This window comes from Arthrobacter sp. Bi83 (assembly GCF_918698095.1).
Lineage (GTDB): Bacteria > Actinomycetota > Actinomycetes > Actinomycetales > Micrococcaceae > Arthrobacter.
In genome coordinates, this window is record NZ_CAKKLY010000027.1 from 44638 (window position 1) to 65324 (window position 20687).

The 20687-nt window shown below is 65.3% G+C and carries 18 protein-coding genes and 1 pseudogene; 9 read left to right on the forward strand and 10 right to left on the reverse strand.

The genetic code is table 11. From position 1 onward, the window contains the following. The first annotated feature begins 6 nt into the window (after nt 1-6). From ureG to LQ144_RS13750, 4 genes are read left to right on the forward strand one after another with little or no spacing between them, the layout of a single operon-like run. Complete coding sequence (gene ureG, locus LQ144_RS13735; RefSeq protein ID WP_230119263.1) at nt 7-624, forward strand: urease accessory protein UreG; 618 nt, start codon at nt 7-9, stop codon at nt 622-624. Then, nucleotides 621-1538 carry an urease accessory protein UreD gene (locus LQ144_RS13740; protein ID WP_230119264.1) on the forward strand — a complete coding sequence of 306 codons (918 nt, stop codon included), beginning with the start codon at nt 621-623 and terminating at the stop codon, nt 1536-1538. The genes ureG and LQ144_RS13740 overlap by 4 nt, the downstream gene beginning before the upstream one ends. Beyond that, nucleotides 1538-2665 (forward strand): nickel transporter, encoded by a 1128-nt coding sequence (locus LQ144_RS13745; RefSeq protein WP_230119265.1) that lies wholly within the window; start codon nt 1538-1540, stop codon nt 2663-2665. The genes LQ144_RS13740 and LQ144_RS13745 overlap by 1 nt, the downstream gene beginning before the upstream one ends. A gap of 56 nt (nt 2666-2721) precedes the next feature. Further along, on the forward strand, nt 2722-3306 hold the full coding sequence (locus tag LQ144_RS13750; RefSeq protein ID WP_230119266.1) for an HhH-GPD-type base excision DNA repair protein: 585 nt from the start codon (nt 2722-2724) through the stop codon (nt 3304-3306). A 33-nt stretch (nt 3307-3339) separates the two neighbouring features. On the opposite strand, the gene LQ144_RS13755 is transcribed toward LQ144_RS13750, so the two are convergent. The 8 genes and pseudogenes from LQ144_RS13755 to LQ144_RS13790 all read right to left on the reverse strand — a co-directional run bounded on the left by LQ144_RS13755 (nt 3340) and on the right by LQ144_RS13790 (nt 11399). After that, complete coding sequence (locus LQ144_RS13755) at nt 3340-3948, reverse strand: TetR/AcrR family transcriptional regulator C-terminal domain-containing protein (RefSeq protein WP_230119267.1); 609 nt, start codon at nt 3946-3948, stop codon at nt 3340-3342. A 105-nt stretch (nt 3949-4053) separates the two neighbouring features. Next, nucleotides 4054-6252 carry an alpha-galactosidase gene (locus LQ144_RS13760; RefSeq protein WP_230119268.1) on the reverse strand — a complete coding sequence of 733 codons (2199 nt, stop codon included), beginning with the start codon at nt 6250-6252 and terminating at the stop codon, nt 4054-4056. Between the two features lie 149 nt (nt 6253-6401). Further along, nucleotides 6402-6565 (reverse strand): annotated as a pseudogene (locus LQ144_RS13765) (sugar ABC transporter substrate-binding protein); the annotation flags it as partial. Nucleotides 6566-6627: 62 nt separating this feature from the next. Further along, nucleotides 6628-7689 carry an L-glyceraldehyde 3-phosphate reductase gene (mgrA, locus tag LQ144_RS13770; protein ID WP_230119269.1) on the reverse strand — a complete coding sequence of 354 codons (1062 nt, stop codon included), beginning with the start codon at nt 7687-7689 and terminating at the stop codon, nt 6628-6630. A gap of 142 nt (nt 7690-7831) precedes the next feature. Continuing rightward, nucleotides 7832-8053 carry a hypothetical protein gene (locus tag LQ144_RS13775; protein ID WP_230119270.1) on the reverse strand — a complete coding sequence of 74 codons (222 nt, stop codon included), beginning with the start codon at nt 8051-8053 and terminating at the stop codon, nt 7832-7834. Between the two features lie 76 nt (nt 8054-8129). Then, nucleotides 8130-9467 carry a sugar ABC transporter substrate-binding protein gene (locus LQ144_RS13780; protein WP_230119271.1) on the reverse strand — a complete coding sequence of 446 codons (1338 nt, stop codon included), beginning with the start codon at nt 9465-9467 and terminating at the stop codon, nt 8130-8132. 72 nt (nt 9468-9539) lie between these two features. Then, the gene (locus LQ144_RS13785) at nt 9540-10442 is read right to left on the reverse strand and encodes a carbohydrate ABC transporter permease (protein WP_230119272.1); all 903 of its coding nucleotides are present in this window, start codon (nt 10440-10442) and stop codon (nt 9540-9542) included. A 12-nt stretch (nt 10443-10454) separates the two neighbouring features. After that, the gene (locus LQ144_RS13790; protein WP_230119273.1) at nt 10455-11399 is read right to left on the reverse strand and encodes a sugar ABC transporter permease; all 945 of its coding nucleotides are present in this window, start codon (nt 11397-11399) and stop codon (nt 10455-10457) included. Between the two features lie 153 nt (nt 11400-11552). Here LQ144_RS13790 and LQ144_RS13795 point away from each other — a divergent pair, with 153 nt between their 5' ends. From LQ144_RS13795 to LQ144_RS13815, 5 genes are all read left to right on the forward strand, one after another. Beyond that, nucleotides 11553-12785, forward strand: coding sequence for a Gfo/Idh/MocA family oxidoreductase (locus tag LQ144_RS13795; RefSeq protein ID WP_230119274.1), 1233 nt, complete (start codon nt 11553-11555; stop codon nt 12783-12785). 21 nt (nt 12786-12806) lie between these two features. Next, on the forward strand, nt 12807-13862 hold the full coding sequence (locus tag LQ144_RS13800; RefSeq protein WP_230119275.1) for a LacI family DNA-binding transcriptional regulator: 1056 nt from the start codon (nt 12807-12809) through the stop codon (nt 13860-13862). A gap of 215 nt (nt 13863-14077) precedes the next feature. Next, entirely contained in the window at nt 14078-15625 is a 1548-nt protein-coding gene (locus tag LQ144_RS13805) for a glycoside hydrolase family 32 protein (RefSeq protein ID WP_230119276.1), read from the forward strand. A 522-nt stretch (nt 15626-16147) separates the two neighbouring features. Then, nucleotides 16148-17605, forward strand: a complete 1458-nt coding sequence (locus tag LQ144_RS13810) for an APC family permease (protein WP_230119277.1) — start codon at nt 16148-16150, stop codon at nt 17603-17605. Continuing rightward, entirely contained in the window at nt 17595-19226 is a 1632-nt protein-coding gene (locus tag LQ144_RS13815) for an amidohydrolase (RefSeq protein WP_230119278.1), read from the forward strand. Before LQ144_RS13810 ends, LQ144_RS13815 begins: the two co-directional genes overlap by 11 nt. Before the next feature lie 49 nt (nt 19227-19275). Here LQ144_RS13815 and LQ144_RS13820 read toward each other — a convergent pair whose 3' ends face one another. Beyond that, nucleotides 19276-19554, reverse strand: coding sequence for an IclR family transcriptional regulator C-terminal domain-containing protein (locus tag LQ144_RS13820; RefSeq protein WP_230119279.1), 279 nt, complete (start codon nt 19552-19554; stop codon nt 19276-19278). 191 nt (nt 19555-19745) lie between these two features. Next, the gene (locus LQ144_RS13825) at nt 19746-20648 is read right to left on the reverse strand and encodes a carbohydrate kinase (RefSeq protein ID WP_230119281.1); all 903 of its coding nucleotides are present in this window, start codon (nt 20646-20648) and stop codon (nt 19746-19748) included. Between the last annotated feature and the right edge of the window lie 39 nt (nt 20649-20687).

A 20687-nucleotide genomic window follows, 5' to 3' on the forward strand; every position in this document is an offset into this window, starting at 1 on the left:
GACACAATGTCTGAACCCATCAAGATCGGCATCGGCGGCCCGGTTGGCGCCGGCAAGACCCAGCTGGTGGAGCGTCTCACCCGCCACATGAGTCGCGAAATTTCCATGGCCGCGATCACCAACGACATCTACACCATCGAGGACGCCAAGATCCTGGCCGCCAACGGAATCCTTCCGGAGGACCGGATCATCGGAGTCGAAACCGGCGGCTGCCCGCACACCGCCATCCGCGAAGACACCTCCATGAACACCGCAGCCATCGAGGAGCTCAAAAAGCGCCACCCGGACCTCCAGGTCATCTTCGTCGAGTCCGGCGGCGACAACCTTTCCGCCACGTTCAGCCCCGAACTGGTGGACTTCTCGATCTACATCATCGACGTGGCGCAGGGCGAAAAGATCCCCCGCAAGGCCGGGCAGGGCATGATCAAGTCCGACCTCTTCATCATCAACAAAACCGACCTCGCCCCGCACGTCGGCGCCGACCTCACTGTCATGGAGCGGGACTCTCGCGAGTTCAGAGGTGCCAAGCCGTTCTGCTTCACCAACCTGAAAACGGATGAAGGGCTGGACGCCGTCATCGAATGGGTCCGCAGGGACGTCCTGATGCTCGACCTGGCGCAATGAGCGCGACGGCGCGTGGTTCGGCCCCGCTGGTCGAGCCGGTGGGGAGCGAGACCCGGGGATTTGGACAGGCTCAATCAGCGGCCATGGGGGAGCTCGCCTTGCGCATCGAGCAGCGCGCGGGAAAGTCCGTGGCCTCGCATCAGTACCATCGGGGCGCCTTGCGGGTTTTGCGGCCGCACTATCTGGATGAGTCGGGGCAGGTTTGTTATGTGCTCGTGAATCCTGGAGGCGCCTATCTTGGGGCTGATCTTTATGTCATTAACGTGGAGGTGGGCGATGGGGCGAAGCTGCTGCTGACCACCCAGTCCGCCACCAAGATTTACCGGACTCCGGGGTCGTTTGCCGAGCAGCGGATGACCGTCCGGCTGGGGGAGGGGGCGCAGCTGGAGCTCGCTCCTGACCAGGTCATTGCGTACCGGGAGGCCAGCTACCGGCAGAATGCGCACATTACGGTCCGGCCGTCGTCGAGTCTGGTGATGGCCGAGGTGGTCACGCCGGGATGGTCCCCGGACGGGGCGTCGTTCCGCTACGAGGAACTGCGGCTGCGCACCGAGATCCACGTCGCAGGCACGCCAGGCACCGACCTTCTGGCGCTGGACAACCTGCTGATCCGGCCGCCCTGCAGCGACGTCACCGGCATGGGGTTCATGGAGGGCTACAGCCACCTGGGTTCGCTCGTGGTGGTGGACGCCCGCGTGGACCAAGCGCTCGCCGACGAACTCCATGCCCTAACGGCCGGCCACGACGCCTACACCGGGGTGTCCCTCACGGTGTCCGTTGGCGGAACTGTGGGCCTGGTCCTGCGGTCGCTGTCCAACAGCACAGAGGAACTCGCCACGCTGCTGGGTGACTGCACGGCGCTGCTGCGGAAACGCTGGTACGGGCAGGCGCGCCTGAACCTGAGGAAGTACTGATGACCACACTGACCCAGTTCGCCGCGCTCTACCGCGAGCGGGAGCGGCTGCCGGTCCGGACGAGGCTGATGATCACCTTCGGTGCGGTGGCCGCACTCCACCTTGCCGCCGTCGTGCTTCTCCTTGTCGGAAGTCTTGGGGTCGGAAGTCTTGGGGTCGGAAGTCTGGGGGCCGGAAGTCTTGGGGCGGGAAGCCTCGGCGCCGGAACAGCGACGGCGGGACAGCCGCTGGCGTTGAGCCTGGTGCTCACTGCCTACCTGGCGGGCATCAAACACAGTTACGACTGGGACCACATCGCCGCGATCGACAATTCGACGCGCAAGTTCGTGGCCCAGCGGAAGGACCCGGTGAGCGTCGGGTTCGCGTTCAGCCTGGGCCACAGCTCGGTGGTGATCCTGGCCGGCATCCTGGTGGTGGGCGGCGCAGCGATGGTGGGCCAGTTCATGGAGGATGGCACCACCGGGAACCTGGTGCTGGGGCTGGTCGGCAGCGGCGTCTCCGGGCTGTTCCTGCTGGCCATGGGACTTTTCAACGGTTCCGCGTTTGTGCGGGCCGCACAGGCCTACCGGAGTGTTCAGGGTGGCGGGGAAGTGCGGGTCGAGGATCTCGAGGCGAAGGGGTTCGTTGCACGGCTGCTGGCCAAACCCTTGTCCCGTGTCCAGCGGCCGCGGAACATCTACGTGATCGGATTCCTTTTCGGGCTGGGCTTCGATACTGCCACCACCATCGGACTGCTGGTCATGACGACGGCGGCATCCCTGGCCGGAGTTTCCCCGCTGGCCCTCCTGGCGCTCCCGCTGGCGTTCACCGCCGCCATGACGCTGTGCGACACCACGAACGGCGTCGCAATGATGCACATGTACAGGTCGGCCATCCACAATCCGTTGCGGAAACTGGGATTCAACGCCGTGATCGCGGGTATTTCGGCGGTGTCCGCCCTGTTCGTCTCCGTCATCACGCTGGGCGGATTCTTCAACGCTGCCTTTGGCCTCGATGACCCGCTGACCACCTGGCTGGGAAAAATCGACCTGGGCGACGCCGGACTGCTCCTCATCGCTTTGCTCCTGGCCGCATGGGGTGTGGCCACGGTGCACGGACGGCTAAAGGGCCGCTCCCCGGCCGCGTAACCTGAACACAGGCGCACCCTATGACGCTGACCGGGGCGGGTGCAAGGATAGGACGCATGGAACTGCACATCACAGGGGACCCCGCTGCCGATAAATTGCTCAGCGATGACGCGTTTGCGCTGCTCACCGGCATGCTGCTTGACCAACAGGTGACCATGGAGTCGGCGTTCGCCGGTCCCGAAAAGATCCGGACGCGCATCGGATCCATGGAGCCCGCTGCGATCGCCGGGTACGACCCCCGGGGCTTCGTGGAGATGTTCAAGGAGCGGCCGGCAGTGCACCGCTTCCCGGGATCCATGGCCGGACGTGTGCAGGCCCTCGCCGAGACTGTGCACCGCGATTGGAACGGGGACGCCGCAACCATCTGGACGCAGGGTGACCCCGACGGCCAGGAGGTGCTGCGCCGGCTCAAAGCCTTGCCCGGATTCGGCGAGCAAAAGGCCAAGATCTTCCTTGCGCTCCTTGGCAAGCAGTGCGGACTCCAGGCGGAAGGCTGGCGCGAGGCCGCCGGCCACTACGGCCAGAAGGATGCGTTCCTGTCTGTTGCCGACATTGTGGATCCGGAGTCGCTGAGCAAGGTGCGCGCCAGCAAGCAGGCTGCCAAGGCCGCTGCCAAGGCCGCGAAAACCGCCGGGGACTGACGCTTCGTCCTGTACGGCGCCGCCAAGGCGGCGTCAGGCAGCCAGCCTGGCCCGGAGCCCGCCGATAATTACATCCAGGCCGAAGTCGAAGGCGTGCCCGCCCCGTTCCTCCGATGGTCCTGCGTTGCCGAGCGCGCGCTTGAGTGTGGGATAGCCCTCCGCCGGCGGGTCCCAGACAACTTCCGGAGCCGCCAGGTCCAGGGCTGCGCCCAAGGCAAAACTGTCGATCGTGGAGATGGCCGCCACCACGTCCCGTCCCCGGAACCCCGCACTCTCCAGGGCCAGCGCGAGGTCCTCGTAGAGGCCGATGACATCCGGATCCGTGATCGTCTGAAGGACCAACAGCGGGGCCAGCCGGGGGTGGCGGACGAACGCGTCCCGGTAGGTACGGATCAGGACCCGGAGGGCAGCCTCCCAGTCGCTGTGGTCCACCGGCGGATACGGCTCCTCGGTGATGATCCGGTGGCGCAGGAGCTCCAGGATCTCGTCCCTGCCGCTGACGTGGTTATAGATGGAGGATTGGCTGACGCCGATCTTCTTCGCCAGTTTCGGGAAGCTGAAATCGCCGCTCTCATCCACCAGTTCCAGGGCGGCTGTGGTGAGGGCCTCCACGGATATCAGCGGGAGGAGCGGGCGCCCCATGTGTTCTCCTGACTGCAGCTCTTGAAGGTCAAGCCCAGCCTAGTCGGCGGGGCCCCGCGACGTGCGGAGAGCGGCGGAAACGGCGGGGCAGCACCTTTCCCGTTGCTACAGTGCGGTGAATTTCAGCAGCAGTGCGTGTTCGGGGTTGAGGGCGGGCATGGGCAGTCCCACCTCGGCGAGGAAACGCCCGCTGGCCACTGCGCCGTCCGCCATCCAGGCCGGGGGCTGGACCTGCGTGAACGTGTGCGAATAGTCGGCGTCACCCGGAGCCGGGAAGACGGCCTCCACCCGGTACTCCCGGTCCGGCTCCAGACCGGGGATGGAGATCCGGCCGGGCTGTTCAGCGAACGCGGTGCGTGTGCTGACCAGGGCGAACAGCGCCGCCGTCGAACCTTCACCCATGTCTGCGCCGCCGTCGGCCACCACGCCGTGGAGCATGAGCGAGTCATCAGCGACGTCGGCGCGGATCATCCGGCCACTGTGGATCAGGCCGCGGTGTTCCTTGTACAGGCCGATGAAGCGTTTGAGCTCCTCCCGCTCGGCGCCCTGAACGCTGCGGACATCCCATTCCATGCCGAAGTGGGCGAACAGGGCGGTGATGGCGCGGAAGGACAGGTCGTGCGTGCGCGCCGTGGTATGCGAGGTTGTGGGCCCAATGTGTCCGCCCACCAGCTCCGGCGGAACCACCACGCCGGTCCAGCGCTGGATGGTCTGGCGTTCCAGCGCATCGTTGCAGTCCGAGCCCCAGATACGGTCTGTGCGTTCCAGTATCCCTAGGTCCACGCGTGCTCCGCCGGAGGAGCAGCTCTCAATTTCGACGCCCGGATAGGCCTTGCGGAGTTCGTCGAACAGACGGTAGGCGGCCAGGGTCTGCTCGTGGACCGAGGAGCGTCCGCCGTGCCCGTGTTCGAGCAGGTCGCGGTTTTGGTCCCATTTGAGGTAGCTGACGTTGTTTTCACTCAGAAGGGCGTCAATGCGGTCGTAGATGTACTGCCACGCCTCCGGGTTTACGAGGTCGATGACGTGCTGCTGCCGCCATTCAAGTGGCAGGCGGCCGCCGTCCTTGTAGCTCTGGGCGGACGGGCCAACAATCCATTCGGGGTGCGCACGGACAATATCGGAGTCGAGGTTGACCATTTCCGGTTCCACCCAGAGGCCGAACTCCATGCCGCGGGAGGTAACGGCGTTGATCAGTGGCGTGAGGCCGTCGGGCCAGAGTGATTCGTCGACGTACCAGTCGCCCAGGCCGGCGCGGTCGTCGCGGCGTCCGCGGAACCAGCCGTCGTCGAGAACAAAACGCTCAACACCAAGCTCCGCGGCGGAGTCAGCCAGTTCCATCAGGGTGGCCAGGTTGTGGTCGAAGTAGACCGCTTCCCAGACGTTCAGCACGACCGGACGAGGCTTGCCGGTGGGCAGGCCGGTGGCTGCGGCGGGCAAAACGTGATGGGGGCGGGACCGGAACCAGTTGTAGAACGCCTCGCTGATGCCGTCCAGGCCGCGGTCCGAGTAAGCGGCGAACAAGGTGGGGGTGGTGTAGCTGCCGCCCGGCTCAAGGACGACCTCGGCGGGGCCCAGGAGCTCCGAACCGCCGATCATGGTGCGGCCGTCCCCGATGCTGTCCGCGAACTGCTCGTGGTTGCCACTCCAGGCCAAATGAGTGGCCCAGACCTGCCCGTGCCGGTTGCCGAAACCGGCGGTTCCGGCGGCGAAGAGTAGGGAGGAGTCGTGCCCGGTGCGGCCGTGCCGGCCCGTGCGGACCCAGGTGCCCTGCTGGATGGGGCGGCGCTGCGGGTGGCGTTCCCGGCACCAGCGCCCGGTCAGGTCAAGGATTTCGACGGCTTCGGGCGCCACAGGGAGGACGGTGGCCAGTTCGTCGAGCTGATAGGGCGTGGTGCCATCGTTGGTGAGGGTGTGGCGCAACTCCAGCAGGCCGCCGTCGTGCAGTGTCAGGGCGGAGGAGACTGTGAGGCCGGCCTCAGGATCGGACTGGACGATCACCGCGGAGGTCCCCTCGGCAGCGGCGCTCACTACGCGGAGGCGGGCTGAGAAGTCCAAGCCGGAGACGCCGTCGGCGATGCGGTGGCCGCGCAGGGCGGGACGGCCCCGCCAGCCGGCTGAAGCCTGCGGCAGGAGGCCAGTCGGTACAGTGGCGTCGACGGACGACGGCGGGATGGCCGCCGTGAGGATGGCGAGGTCCGGCAGCGTGCTGCCAAGGTCCGCGCCCCAGTGGATGACCTCAGCCTCCCCGCTGTCGAAGCTGATCACTAGGGTGGTTCCGGCGGAACGGAGGTGGAGGGGATCCATGAAATGCTGTCCTTCTGTGTGGGAGTAGGGGGTCGAGTACTGCGGGGGAATTAGACGCCCGCGGCACGCAAGCAATAGAGCTGGTGGCCTACTTGAAGAGGGCGTTGACCTTCTCGTTGGCCTCAATCAAGGTGCTGGGGCGTCCTTCGTGGGAAAACTACGCCCTTGGAGGCTTCGACGTCCTGGCAGCCAGCCGGGGCGAGGTACTCGACCCACTTGGCGGAAGCAGCCGGGTTCTTGGTGCGGGCCCAGATCGAGTTGGCAAGTCCGTTGAACGCTTGCCCTCGGGGCCTTCCGGGGTAGGGGCGATGCCGGCCGGCACTGATGATGGTGAGGCGGGTGCCGAGGCCACGGGTCAGGTCCCAGCCGGACACTTTAGCTCCACCTGCCGACAGCGGAACTCTTCTCCGCCCGGGGGTTGATATCGGATTCGACGGCGAACTCGTCGATCGCCGTCAACTCCTCCTGCGTGAACGCCAGGTTGTTGATGGCGGACAGCGTGTCCTCGAGCTGCTGGACGCTGGAAGCACCCACCAGCGCGGACGTGACGGGCGAGCCCTTGGGCTGGTCGCGGAGGATCCAGGCGATGGCCATCTGCGCCAGTGATTGCCCGCGGCCGGCGGCGATCGTGTTGAGCCCTCGGACGCGGTTCAGTTTGTCCTCGGTCAGCGCGGATTCGGACAGGAACCGTTCCTTGGCCGCGCGCGAATCGGCCGGGATGCCGTTCAGGTAGCGGTCCGTCAGCATTCCCTGCGCCAGCGGGGAGAACGCAATGGAGCCGGCACCAACCTGGTCCAGCGCCTCGTACAGGTTGGGGGCGCCGTTCTCGGTCCAGCGGTTCAGCATGGAGTAGCTGGGCTGGTGGATCAGCAGCGGGGTGCCCAGTTCTTTCAGGATCAGCGCCGCCTCGAGGGTCTGTTCCGGGGTGTAGGACGAGATGCCGGCGTAGAGCGCCTTGCCGGAGCGCACGGCCTGGTCCAGGGCGCCCATGGTCTCTTCCATCGGGGTTTCCGGGTCCGGGCGGTGGCTGTAGAAGATGTCCACGTAGTCCAGGCCCATCCGGCCCAGCGACTGGTCGAGGCTGGCCAGCAGGTATTTGCGGGAGCCGAAGTTGCCGTAGGGGCCCGGCCACATGTCGTAGCCGGCCTTGGTCGAGATGATGAGTTCGTCGCGGTACGGGGCGAAGTCGTCCTTGAAGTGACGGCCGAAGTTGGTCTCTGCCGAGCCGTCCGGGGGTCCGTAGTTGTTGGCGAGGTCGAAGTGGGTGACGCCGAGGTCGAAGGCGCGGCGGAGGATGGCGCGCTGTTCATCGAAGCGCTTGTCGTCGCCGAAGTTGTGCCACAGGCCCAGGGAGATGGCGGGAAGTTTGAGGCCGCTGAGTCCGACACGGCGGTAGGGCATGGACTCGTAGCGGTTTCCCGCAGCGGGGTAAGTCATAGGTTCATCCTGTCGGGACCGCTCACGTGCAGGTCCGGGGTCACGGGGTTCTCTGTTGGTTGAGGTGGTTTTCGGCTGCTATTCATCGTGGGATGAGTGGTTCCTGGTCACGGTTTCCAGGGGAAGCTGTTCCCATCGCGGGTTACCATTCCTGCTTTTCCTGGATGGATCCGTACGGGATATCCGGGTGGAGCTGGACCGTGAAGTCCCGGGGGGAGTGCCGGGCAACGAGGATCCCTTTGCCGCCGCAGAGCGGGGCCCGCTCGGCGAGGATGTTCACGGCTTTGTCCAGTTGGTCCTCTAGTTGGCTGCGTTTCTGGACGCGAATGTGGAGGAGGTCTTCATTTGATGCATCGGTGTACATGATGGTCCTGTAGATCGTCGTCGCGCGGGCGGAGGGGCGCAACCGAAAGGGCCCGCCCCTCCGTGGCGTCGAATGGTTATTTGAAGAGGGCGTTGACCTTTTCGTTGGCCTGGGTGAGGGAACTGGCCGGGGCCTTGCCGGAGACCACTGCGTCCATGGCGGGATTCATGATGCCGTCAACTTTGGCAGCCTTGTCCGCGATCGGGAAGAGGAACGTCGTTTCATCCTCCACCTGTTGGGTGAAGGCGGTGACGTCGACGCCCTTGGCTTTGAAAGCCGCGGCAGCCTTGGCGGTGGAGGACTTGATGGCGGGAAAGACGACTCCCTTGGACGCGACGACGTCCTGGCAGGCTGAGGAGGCGAGGTATTCGACCCACTTGGTGGCTCCTGCGGGGTTCTTGGTGCCGGCCCAGATGGAGTCGGCCAGGCCGTTGAACATGGACGCGCGCTTGCCGTCCGGTCCCGTCGGGGTGGGTGCGATGCCGGTCTGGATGCCCTTGTAGCCGGTGTACTGGCCGGTCGTCCAGTCGCCCTGGCTGTTGATGGCGGCCTTGCCGGCGCCAAAGTTGTCCTGCATGCTGGCGCCTACCGTTGTTTCAAGTTTGGGCATGTAGCCCTTGTCCGCCAGCCCGGCCCACCAGGCGATGGTGTCCTGGAACTTAGGGTCGTCGTAGTTGAACTTGGTGCCCCAGGGGTTCTTGTCCGTGTGGGTCCAGCCGGTGGTGGCCGTCAGGAAGCTCCACTGGGTCTGGCCCTGGCCCGAGCCCGAGGACTCCAAACCCAGGCCGTAGACGGCCACATTGTTCTTATCGAAGCCGGCTTCGTCTCCGCGTTTACCGTTCTTGTCAACGGTCAGGTGGGCGATGGTCTTCTCGTAGCTGCCACCATCCTTGGGGTTCCAATCCAGCTTGGCCATCTGCTCGGCCGTGATGCCGGCGGCGTCGGTCATGGCCTTGTTGTAGAAGAGGCCCACGGTGTCCCAGTCCTTGGGAAGGCCGTAGCGCTTGCCGTCCTGGCCCACCCAGAGATCGGCCAGGCCCTTGTTGTAGATCGAGAGATCGACGTGGTCCTTGGCCACGGCGTCGTCGAGGGCCAGCAGCTGCTTCTTGGAGGCAAACTCCGGGTACTTGGACAGGTGGTCGGCGAAGACGTCCGGGGCGTTTCCGGCGACGAATCCGTTGGTCAGGGTGGTCCAGTAGTCACCCCAGCCGCGCTGGGTGATCTTGACCTTGATGTCCGGGTTGGCCTTGGTGAAATCCGCCGCGCAATGCTGGTAAGCGGGCAACTGATTGGCATCCCACAGCCAATAGTTGATTTCGCCCTTGGCCTCGGTGGAGGTGGATCCGCCGCTGCAGGCGGAGAGGGAGATGGCGATGGCTGCGGCGGCAGCGACGGCGCCTAGGGTTTTTTTCATGATGGACCTTTCGAAGAGGGCATGAGGTGCCCGGAGTGGACTTTGGTGGGGGTGAGCGGTTGGATTGGCGGTCTATTTGATGCCGGAGAATCCGATGGAGTTGACCACCTTTTTGCCAAAGGCGAGGAACAGGATGAGGATGGGCACTGCCGCAACGATGGTGGCGGCCATGAGTCCGGACCAGTCCGGGGCGCCCTGGGGGGACTGGGACTTGAAGACGCTGAGGCCCACGGTGAGGACGCGGATGCTCTCGTCGTTGCCGACCAGCAGTGGCCAGAAGTATTCGTTCCATTGGCCGATGAACGTCAGCAGCGCGAGGGTGGCCATGGGTGCGGCGGCGTTGGGCAGGACGATCTGGAAGAAGATACGCAGGCTCTTGGCCCCGTCGAGCATGGCTGCCTCCTCCACTTCGCGGGACATGCTGAGGAAGAACTGCCGCAGGAAGAAGATGGCGAACGCGGACATGAACAGGAAGGGCAGCGTCAGGCCGGCGAACGTGTTCAGCAGTCCCAGGTTCTTGATCATGAGGAAGTTGGGCAGCGCGGTGAAGATCCCCGGAATCATCATGGTGGCCAGGAACACGGAGAAGACCTTGTCACGCCCGGGCCAGCGGAGCCGGGCGAAGGCGTAGGCGGCAAGTGCGCTGAAAAAGACCTGGGCTGCGGTTGTCACGGTGGAAAAGAGTATCGAGTTGCGCAGGTACAGCCAGAAGTCGATGACTGCCCCGGAACCTCCTTCGGCGATGGCCTCCTCTGTGGTCTGCATTCCAAAGACACGCTTGAACGCGCCCCAGGAGAAGTCCGCCGGCAAAAGGTTCCCGGAGTTGGAGGCCAAGGAGTGGTTGCTGGAGAGGGCCGTCCGGAGCATCCAGAGGAACGGGAAGATGGTGACGATGAGCGCCAGGGCGATGAGGGCCCAAGCGCCGACGCGGCGCCAGTCGAGGGCTTTGCGGGTGGTGAGTGTTTGAGTGGTCATGGCTGGTGTTCCTTAGTCCAGGTCCGATTCGTTGCCTTTGAGGAACTTCATCTGGATGAAGGCCACGAGTGCAAGGATCACGAAGAGAATGACGGACAGGGCGGAGGCGTAGCCGAAGTCCGATTCGCCGAAGGCTTTTTGGTAGATGTACATCTGGATGACGCGGGTGGCGTTGACCGGGCCGCCGCCGGTGGTGACCGCGACGGTGTCGAAGACCTGGAACGATCCGATGACGGTGACCACCAGGACCAGTGCCAGGACCGGGCGCAGGAGCGGCATGGTGATGCTCCAGAACGTCCTGGTGGGCGAGGCGCCGTCCAGGGAGGCCACTTCGTAGACATGGTGGGGGATGGCCTGGAGGCCGGCGAAGATCAGCAGGGCGGTGTAGCCCATGTGGCGCCAGACGTTGACGAACGCGATGGTGGGGATGGCCCATTGCTCGCTGCCGAAGAAGGCGACGCGGGGCAGGCCCAGCCAGCTGATGATTTCGTTGACGATGCCGATCTGGTAGTCGAGCATCCAGAACCACAGCAGGGCGACGATCACGTTGGCCACCAGGAAGGGCAGCAGCAGTGCGCCGCGGACGAACGCGGACTTGGCCACGCGGTGCATCAGCAGCGCCAGGCCGAGGGCGATGACTATCTGGAAGACGATGTTGATTGCGACGTACTGGATGGTCACAGCCATCGCGTTCCAGAAGAGCTCATCCTTGAAGATCGCCGTGTAGTTGTCGACCCCGACCCATTTGGGCTCGCCGAGGATGCTGTACTCGGTGAAGCTCAGGTAGACGCCGCGGATGGTCGGGACCAGACAAAAGGCAACGAGGCCGATCATCGCCGGGAGGATGAACAGCAGTGCGATCCTGACGTCACGCAGTTTGGCCCTGCGACGGCCGCGGTTTGAACGCTGCGGCATCTTATGCGCTGCGGCGGGTGGGTCCTTGGTAATGGTGGTCATCTTTGATCCCTCTCCTGTGAGGCAGGTAACAATTGACCGCTACTCTACGCGCGTAGCTTGGAAAAACGCAACACCTTCCCTGAGAAACAGAGGTTTTTGGCTAATCAAAAAAGCACTATTGACGCGCGTAGATTTCATGGCCATACTTTTTTCATGACTTCTTCAATTGGAATCGTTGGTGCGGGACAGTTCGCAGGCGTATTCGCCAAGCTCTTCGCCGCCCACCCCGGAATCTCAGACATCTATCTCACCGACCTCATCACTGAGCGTGCAGAGGCCCAAAGCAGCAGCGCCGGCGCGTCAGGGACGTTCGACAGCTTCGAGGCAATGCTTGAAAGCGACGTCGACGCCGTAGCGATCTTCACCCAGCGCTGGACCCACGGACCCCTGGTGCTGCAGGCGCTGCGCGCCGGCAAGCACGTCTACTCCGCCGTGCCGATGGCGATCTCCGAAGAGGAGATCGCAGAAATTATCGAAGCGGTCCGCGAGACCGGGCTGACGTACATGATGGGTGAGACCAGCTACTACAACCCGGCAACCGTCTTTGCCCGCAAGAAGAATGCCGAGGGTGCCTTCGGTCGGATCTTCTACGCTGAGGGCGACTACGTCCACGACATGGACCTCGGCTTCTACGACGCCTACCAGTACAGCGGCGGCGAAAACTGGAAGCGCACCGCCAGCTACCCGCCCATGCTCTACCCCACCCACTCCGTGGGCGGGGTGCTCGGAGCAACCGGCTCCCACGCCGTCAGCGTCAGCTGCGTCGGGGTCCGGGATGAGCGCGGCGACGGCGTCTTTGACCGTGAGGTGAGCATGTTCGCCAACGACTTCTCCAACGCCAGCGCACTGTTCGAACTCGCCGGCGGCGGGTCCATGCGCATCAACGAGTTCCGCAGGGTGGGCTACCCTTCCCACCTGCGCGAGAGCCGCTTCCGCTACTTCGGCACCGAGGCAAGCATGGAACAGCTCGCCCTGGTCAGCGTCTGGCAGGACAAGCACGCCGTGACAGACATCAGTGACCAGCTCGAGACCCAGGCAACCATGGACGCGGATGACCCGATGTTGGCCGACGTGGCCCCTGCTCTGCGCGATGCCTTTATTTCCGGCATGGCATCCGTGCATGACGCGGGACGGCTGCCGGCGGAGTTCCGCGGCCTGGCCAACGGCCACGAGGGCAGCCACCACTTCCTCGTGGACGACTTCGTCACCGCCATCAACACCGGCACACTGCCTCCGGTCAACGCCTGGGAAGCGGCCCGCTACACGCTTCCCGGCATTGTGGCCCACCAGTCGGCCCTGCGCGGCGGCGAACGCCTGCCGGTGCCCGACTTCGGCGACGCTCCGGCAGAGCTGCCCCGCCCGGTACTTCGCGAGTCCGCCAAGTGAAACGCCGATAGCATGGTTGCCATGCCGCACCCGACCTCACAAGCCAAGCCCATCACACGCGACGATGTTGCCCGGCTGGCAGGGGTCAGCAGCGCCGTCGTTAGTTACGTGGTCAACGGCGGGCCCCGGGCCGTTTCCCCTGCGAACGAGGCCAAGGTGCGGCAGGCAATCAGGGCGCTGGGCTACCGGCCCAACGCGGCAGCCAGGGCACTTGCCTTAGGTTCCAGTGAGATGCTCGCCATGATCATCCCCGATGCCCTGAATCCGTTTTTCGCCTCGCTCGCCCGCGCCGTCGAGAACGCCGCGGCCGAGCGGGGCTACACCCTCCTGCTGGCGGACTCTCAGGCTTCGCTGCGGACAGAGCGCCGCCTCATCAAGAACTTCGCCGCCCGGAAGGTGGACGGACTGTTCCTCTGGAGCGAACTGTCCGATCCCGATCTGATGGACCTTGAACAGGCAGACATCCCCGTAGTGCTCCTGAACCACAGCACCGACCTTGCCACAGCAGGCAGTCCCGCCGTCATGAAACACAGCGCGGGAGACCACGACGCCAACTCCGTCGGAGTAGCCTTCCGGGACGGAGCGCGCATGGCGGTTGAGCACCTCATCAGCCACGGCCACGAACGCATCGGGCTGGTCATGGGCAACACTGCTGGCGGCGACCTCGACGCACGCGAGGTCGGGTGGCGCCAGGGCATTCAGGACGCCGGCCTCACCCCGGGCCCGATCGTTCGGGTTCCGTTCACCCGCGAGGGCGGGTACCGCGCCGGGCAGGAGCTGCTGGCCCGCAGCGAGCGGCCGACCGCGGTCTTCGTCAGCTCCGACCAGCAGGCAGTTGCTCTGCTCTGCGCCCTCCAGGAGGGCGGCCTGCGGGTGCCGGAGGACCTCGCGGTGTTCTCCTTCGACGGCTCACCCGAAGCTGAATACACCTGGCCCCGGCTCAGCACAGTCGCCCAGCCCGTCAAGGACATGGCCCAAGCCGCCCTCGATGCCCTCCTGGCGCCGCCCGGAAAAGAAACTCAGACCAATATCTTCCCCGCCGAACTCGTACTGCGCACTTCCTGCGGCTGCCACTGAAACACACGGCTTCAACGCTGCGCTAAGGCGACAACCTGCCGGGGGGCCGGCATCCCCCAGCACTGGGAGAACCCGCCCCTCCGGGGTGCACGTCCGTCCGCAACCGCCCACCGGCGGGTGCGTTTCCTTGATGACCGGAAGCCACCCGGCAGCCGCCGCGGCCGCCACCTGCGCGCAGCGTACCCCACCGATTACCCACAAAGGCACCCAACGTCATGACTGCTAATCCCGCCCACGAGGATGACATCTTCAGGCCCGCCATCCACTACACGGCCAAAAACACCTGGCTGAACGACCCGAACGGGCTCGTCTACCACGAGGGCATTTATCACCTCTATTACCAGAACAACCCCTTCGGGAACGTTTGGGGCAACATGTCCTGGGGCCACGCCACCTCGGTGGACCTGGTCAACTGGGACGAGCAGCCCGTGGCCATCCTCTGCGACGCCGAAGAGGACATCTTCTCCGGCAGCATCGTCATCGACCAGTACAACACCAGCGGCCTCGGCAACGGGCAGGCCGCCCCGCTGGTGGCAATTTACACCAGCGCCTACAAAGACAGCTCAGCCCGCCGCGGCACACAGGCCCAGTCCCTGGCCTGGAGCTCCGACGGCGGCTACACCTGGACGAAGCACCAGGGCAACCCCGTCCTCGACAGGAACTCCGCAGACTTCCGCGACCCGAAGGTGTTCCGCTATAGCGGCCCCCCGGGCAGCTATTGGGTCATGGTGGCAGTCGAAGCAAACGAGCACAAAGTGGTCATCTATAGCTCCGATAACCTTCGGGACTGGCACTACCTCAGCAGCTTCGGACCCGCCAACGCCACCGGCGGCGTCTGGGAGTGCCCTGACCTTTTCCCCTTGCCACTGGACGGCGACGAAGAGCAGACCAAATGGGTTCTCACCGTGAATCTCAACCCCGGAGGGCCCAATAGCGGATCAGGGGGCCAATACTTTGTCGGCCGCTTCGACGGCGTGGCCTTCACATCCCAAACAACAGTCACCGACGGCAGCAACCAAACGGCCGACCTCGACACCTACCACTGGCTCGATTGGGGGCGTGACTACTACGCGGCCGTCTCCTTCAACGACGCACCCGACGGGCGCCGTCTCATGGTCGGCTGGATGAACAACTGGCAATACGGCGCCGCCATCCCGACCTGGCCATGGCGCAGTTCCATGTCACTCGTACGCGAAATCTCCCTGGTCACACATCAGGGCCAGCCCCGACTGTCCCAACGGGTCGCCGACGAATATCGAACCGGCAACGCACTGTCGGTGAGCACCTGGGCTGATCTTGCAATAGATGAAGGAATGCGCCACCTGCACACCGGAGCGCCGGTAGAGATCATCGAGGTGATCTTCATCCCGGGATCCGCAGAGGAATTCGGACTCATCATTCGAGGCAACGGCACCGACGGCACACGCATCGGCATCCGTCCCTCCGAGAACCGGCTCATCATGGACCGGAAAAGCTCCGGCAACACGGAATTCCATGACGCCTTTGCTTCCACCGATACGGCACCACTGAAACAGGACTCTGACGGCTCATACACTCTCACCCTCTTCATCGACCACTGCTCAGTGGAAGTCTTCGCCCAAAACGGGCTGGTCACCATGACAGGCCTGATATTTCCCGGGCCGGACAGCACCCGTCTGTCGCTATACGCCAAAGGGGGGACCGCCACCGCCCCCTGCCTGAAAGTGACGCGACCCGCGGAGCCACCAGTGCGAATCGAAGAGCCACTGGTCCTGAGTCGGTAGCGCTTAATGACCAATGAGTAGGGCTTCCCATGGGCAATTCCTTAGATGTAATCCATCGCGACCAGAACAGTGCCAAGCAAGATGCCGCGGCCCAATCCGTTGTCAATTTCGAGGCGGCCCGAGTGAGAGATAGCGCCTGAGGCCCGATGCGCGGGCCGACGACTACCTGAGCCACGTACTGCTTCAAGGAGCGCCTAGCCTTCGCCCGCTCAGGTGTGATGAGGTTTTGAAGCGCCGTGTCGATCCCTGGCAGATAGCAGTCCTCGCCAGGAGTGAAGAACAGACGGCACTCAACGATTGTCGAGTCCACCATTCGCTTGTCGAGCCGCTGGTCTCCGATCCCGGTAATGCGCCACGTGTCCGCAGATTGATCCCCTTCCGGACATGTAGTGGCCGTGCAGACGACTTTGGACATTGCGTGCAACGACTTCGGAAAATGACAGCTATTGTGCTCTGCGCCACACGCATCCATAATAAACGAAAGCCTTTCGTTTAGCTGGGCTCCCAAGAAAGGACGGACTAGTGCCGGATACCCAAACCAGACCACCGACGTCGTCCGCGGACGGCGCCCTCAAGCGCAATGCCCTCGGTACGGGCGGCATCGCCTTCCTCGTCATCTCGGCAGCGGCGCCGCTGACCGTCATGGCAGGCGTGGCGCCGGTAGCCATCGGCGTGGGCGGCATCGGCGCCCCGGCCGGCTACCTGCTGGCGGGCATCGTGCTCACCCTCTTTGCCATCGGCTTCATGGCCATGACCCGCCACGTCAAGGCATCCGGCGGATTCTACACCTACATTTCGCTGGCCACGGGCAAGACCGTGGGGCTGGCCTCCGCCATCCTGGCGATCGTCTCCTACAACTGCCTCCAGATCGGTGTGTACGGCCTCTTCGCCGTCCAGACCCACGACATGTTCAAAGTGCTCTTCGGGCTCGAGGTGCCGTGGCCGGCCATCGCGCTGGCCGCCGTCGCAGCCGTGTGGTTCCTCGGCTACCGGGGGATCGACGTAGGGGCTAAGGTACTCGGAGTGCTCCTCGTGGCCGAGACGGGCATCCTCGCCGTGATGGGGGTGGGCATCCTCAGCAGCGGCGGAGCCCACGGGATCAGCGTGGGTTCCTTCAGCCCGGACCAGGCGTTCGGACCTGGCGTCCTGGCGATCCTTGGCATCTGCTTCGCCGCCTTCATGGGCTTTGAGTCCACCGTGCTGTACCGTTCCGAGGCCCGAAACCCGGACAAATCCGTGCCGCGGGCCATGTACATCGCCGTCGGCTTCATGTCCGTTTTCTACGCCTTCATTGTGTGGACCGTGGTCCAGGCGTACGGCGAAGACCGCGCCGTGCAAGCCGCGGGTGAACTGGGCGGCGGGATGTTCTTCCAGACCATCAACCACTACGTGGGCCCGTGGGCGGAAGTGGTCATGTACCTCCTGATCGTCACCAGCGTCTACGCTTCGCAGCTGGCCTTCCACAACGCCATCAACCGCTACGTGTACATGCTGGCCCGCGACGGCGTGTTGCCCGCCTTCCTCGGCCGGACCCACCACCGGTTCCAGTCCCCGCACCGGGCAGGCCAGCTGCAGACCGTCCTGGCCGCGGTGGTCATCACCATCTGCGCCCTGCTCAACGCAGATCCCTACCAGCAGCTGCTGATCTGGGTGAACACGCCGGGAATTTTTGGCATCGTGGGGCTCCAGGGTCTGGTGTCGGTCGCGGCGTTCCTCTACCTGCGCCGGAACCCCGCCGCCGCGACGCACAAGCTGATGGTGCCGCTCAGCCTGGCCTCGGCGATTCTGCTCTTCGGTGTGGTGCTGCTGATCGGCCTGAACATCGAGCTGCTCACGTTCGCCGACGCACTGACCAACACCATCCTGATCCTGGTGACGCCCCTCGTCTTCATTGCCGGGCTCCTGGCCGCCCGCTGGGTGCGCCGCCACCGTCCCGCGATCTTCGCGCAGATTGGAAGCTTCGAAACCCATGAATCCTGATTTGATCATCCTGGCCGATACCATCCACACGATGGATGGCAGTCCCGCCCAAAGTCCTGCGCTGCAGGCGGTGGCAGTCCAGGACGGCGTGATTGCCGCCGTCGGAAGCCGTTCCGACGCCGAAAACTGGCCGGCCGCGGAGGTCATCGACTTCGGTGCCGCCGTGCTGACGCCCGGGCTGGTGGACTGCCACGTCCACCCTGTTTTCGGACTGGAACTGACGCGCGGCACCGACCTGTCCGGCGCCGCCGACCTCGCCGGCGTGCGCGCACTGTTGCGTGCCGAAGCGGAAGCAGCCCCCTCGGGGGACTGGGTGCGGGGCTGGGGCCTGGACCCCAATGTGTTCGGATCCGCCGCGGCCCATCGCGAGCTGATTGACGACGTCGTCTCCGGGCGTCCGTGCCTCATCCGCCTCTTCGACGGGCATTCCGCGCTGGCCAGTTCCGGGGCACTCGAACTGGCGGGGATCACCGGACCGCGGGCGTTCGACCAGGCGTCAGAAGTGGTGTGCGACCACAGCGGCAGGCCCACCGGGCTCCTGCTGGAGGCCGCTGCCATCGAACTCGTGGCACAGGTAATGCCGGCGGAGTCCTTCGACGAACGGAAGGCGAGGCTGGCCGAATTCTTCACGCAGTTCGCGCGGTCCGGGCTGACGGGGGCGCACGTGATGGACTGCGGGGAGGGTTCACTGGAGCTTTTCCGGGCACTCGAAGACGACCTGGACGGCGGGCTCCCGCTGCGCCTGCGGATCTCGCCGTGGTGCATGCCCGGCAGCGGCGAGGAAGACTGGCAGCGGCTTGCGGAACAGATCGGACTCGGCGGACGACGCTGGGAGGTGGCAGGCATCAAGCTGTTCGTTGACGGGACGGTGGACAACGGCACCGCGTGGCTGTTCGAGCCCGACGCTTATGGGGCGTCGGTGGCCCCGTTCTGGCCGCGCCCCGAGGAGTACGCGGCCGCGGTGCGGTACTTCGCCGGCCGTGGCATTCCCACGGCCACGCACGCGATCGGCGACGCCGGAGTGGCTGCAGTCCTGGATGCCTTCGAGTCCCTGCCTCCCGGCGGACCGTCCGCCGTGCACCGAATCGAACACCTCGAAACTGTGCCGGACGCCCTCATCGGGAGGTTCTCCCGCTCGGGCCTGGTGGCCAGCATGCAGCCCACCCACTGCACGCACTACTCCCGCGCCGACCACACCGACAACTGGTCCACCCGGCTCGGACCGGAACGGGCCAATAACGCCTGGCGGTGTGCGGACCTCCGCGCGGCGGGAACCACCCTGGGGCTCGGCTCCGACTGGCCCATCGCTCCGTTCGAACCGCTGCCCATCCTGGCGGACGCGCAATTACGACGGCGGTCTGGCCGCCCGGGCGAACAGCCGATCGTTCCGGGCCAGGCCCTCACGGCACTGCAGGCGCTCGAAGGCTACACCTCGCACGCTGCCATGGCTGCGGGGGAGTGGGCGGTCGCCGGGTCAGTCACCGTGGGCAAGCGTGCGGATTTCACTGTGTTCGACGTCGATCCGCTCTCGGTTGCCCCGGATGACCTGGCTGCCGCTCACGTGTTGGCGACGCTCGTGGACGGACGGGTGCAGCACCTGGCGGTGGAGGCGGTCAGGTAGACCGGCAGCGCCGACGCGCTGCCGGCGAAAGGGTGCCCCGGCAGGACGGTCAGCCTTCCGAGTGGGCGCGGACGTCATCCTCCAACGCCGTGCGGAAGCCCAGGTTGCGTGAGACAGCCCTCGCCGTGGCCCGCACGGCGGGAGCCAGGACATTCGCCGGAGTGGTCCCGTCCGGGACGACGATCGAAAGCGCGGCCACCGCGGTGCCCTGTGCATCGAAGATCGGCGCGGCGACGGATACCGTCAACGACGGCGCCGACCGCCGGATCATGGCGATGCCGGTCCGGTGCACGTCGGACAAAGTCCTGCGCAGCTGGCCCTCAGGCATGGCCTCCACCCGGCTCGATGTCCGCCGGAGCTTTGAGGATGCGTTCCTGGAAATTTTCAATGAGTGAAACGCGGGAATGGCGGAACCGCCGGCAACGCGGGGTCACCTAGGGCCGCATATTGTGTCCGGAAGCGGCCGGAAGTGACCCCGCGTTGCCTGAGTTGTCCAGCGGCAGGTCGTCGTTGTCCATGTCAGGCGGCGGGGACTGCAGCAACCTCCGGAAGGTCCGCCAGCAGTTCTTCAACGGTGGGTGGATTGGCGCCTGGCCGGCGGACGGTGATGGCTGCGGCCTTCGAGGCTGTTCGTCCGAGGGTTTCCAGTACGGCCGGGGCCAGGCCGTCCGTTCCGCGGGCCAGCAGTCCGTAGATCAGTGCGGCCATGTAGGAGTCGCCGGCGCCGATGGTGTCGGCGACCACCGACCTGATGGAAGGGATATGCAGCTGTGTGGCCGGGGTTGCCAGCAGGGACCCCTCGGAGCCGCAGGTCACGACGGCCAGTCCTGCGCCCAGTTCGAGAATGCGCTTCGCCGTGTCCTCGAGCTCGAGTCCGGGGTAGAGCCAGTGGGCGTCTTCGTCGCTGAGTTTGACCACGTCGGTCAGCGGAACCAGGTCCTCGAAGATTAGACGGGCCTGGGCCTGGGTGCCGAGGAGAGCAGGCCGGATGTTGGGATCATAAGTGACCATGCATTCACGGTGCGCCTGTTCCAGGAGCGCCTTGACCGCGGCGGCGCCGGGTGCCAGGAAGGTGGCGATCGAGCCGGTGTGGAGCACCTTGGGGAGGAATGCCGGGGCAACCTGCGGGAGCTCCCAGCTGATGTCGAAGTCGTACGTGGCGGAGCCGTCGGCGGCGAGCGTGGCGGTGGCGGAGGCCGTGCGGCCCTGGGATGTGGAACCGGGGAGGAGCTCGACGCCGGCGCGGCTCAGGTGCGCTTGGATCGCTTCGCCGCGGTCGTCGTCGCCGATGGAGGTCAGGAGGGCGGCGCGGACGCCGAGGCGTCCGAGTCCGTAGGCGACGTTTGCCGGCGATCCGCCGGGGTGCTCGATGGTGCCCTCGGGGGAGGTGACGACGTCGACCAGCGCTTCTCCGATGACGATGACATCAGGGGTTGTGGCGGGGGTGCCAGTGGGTTGGGT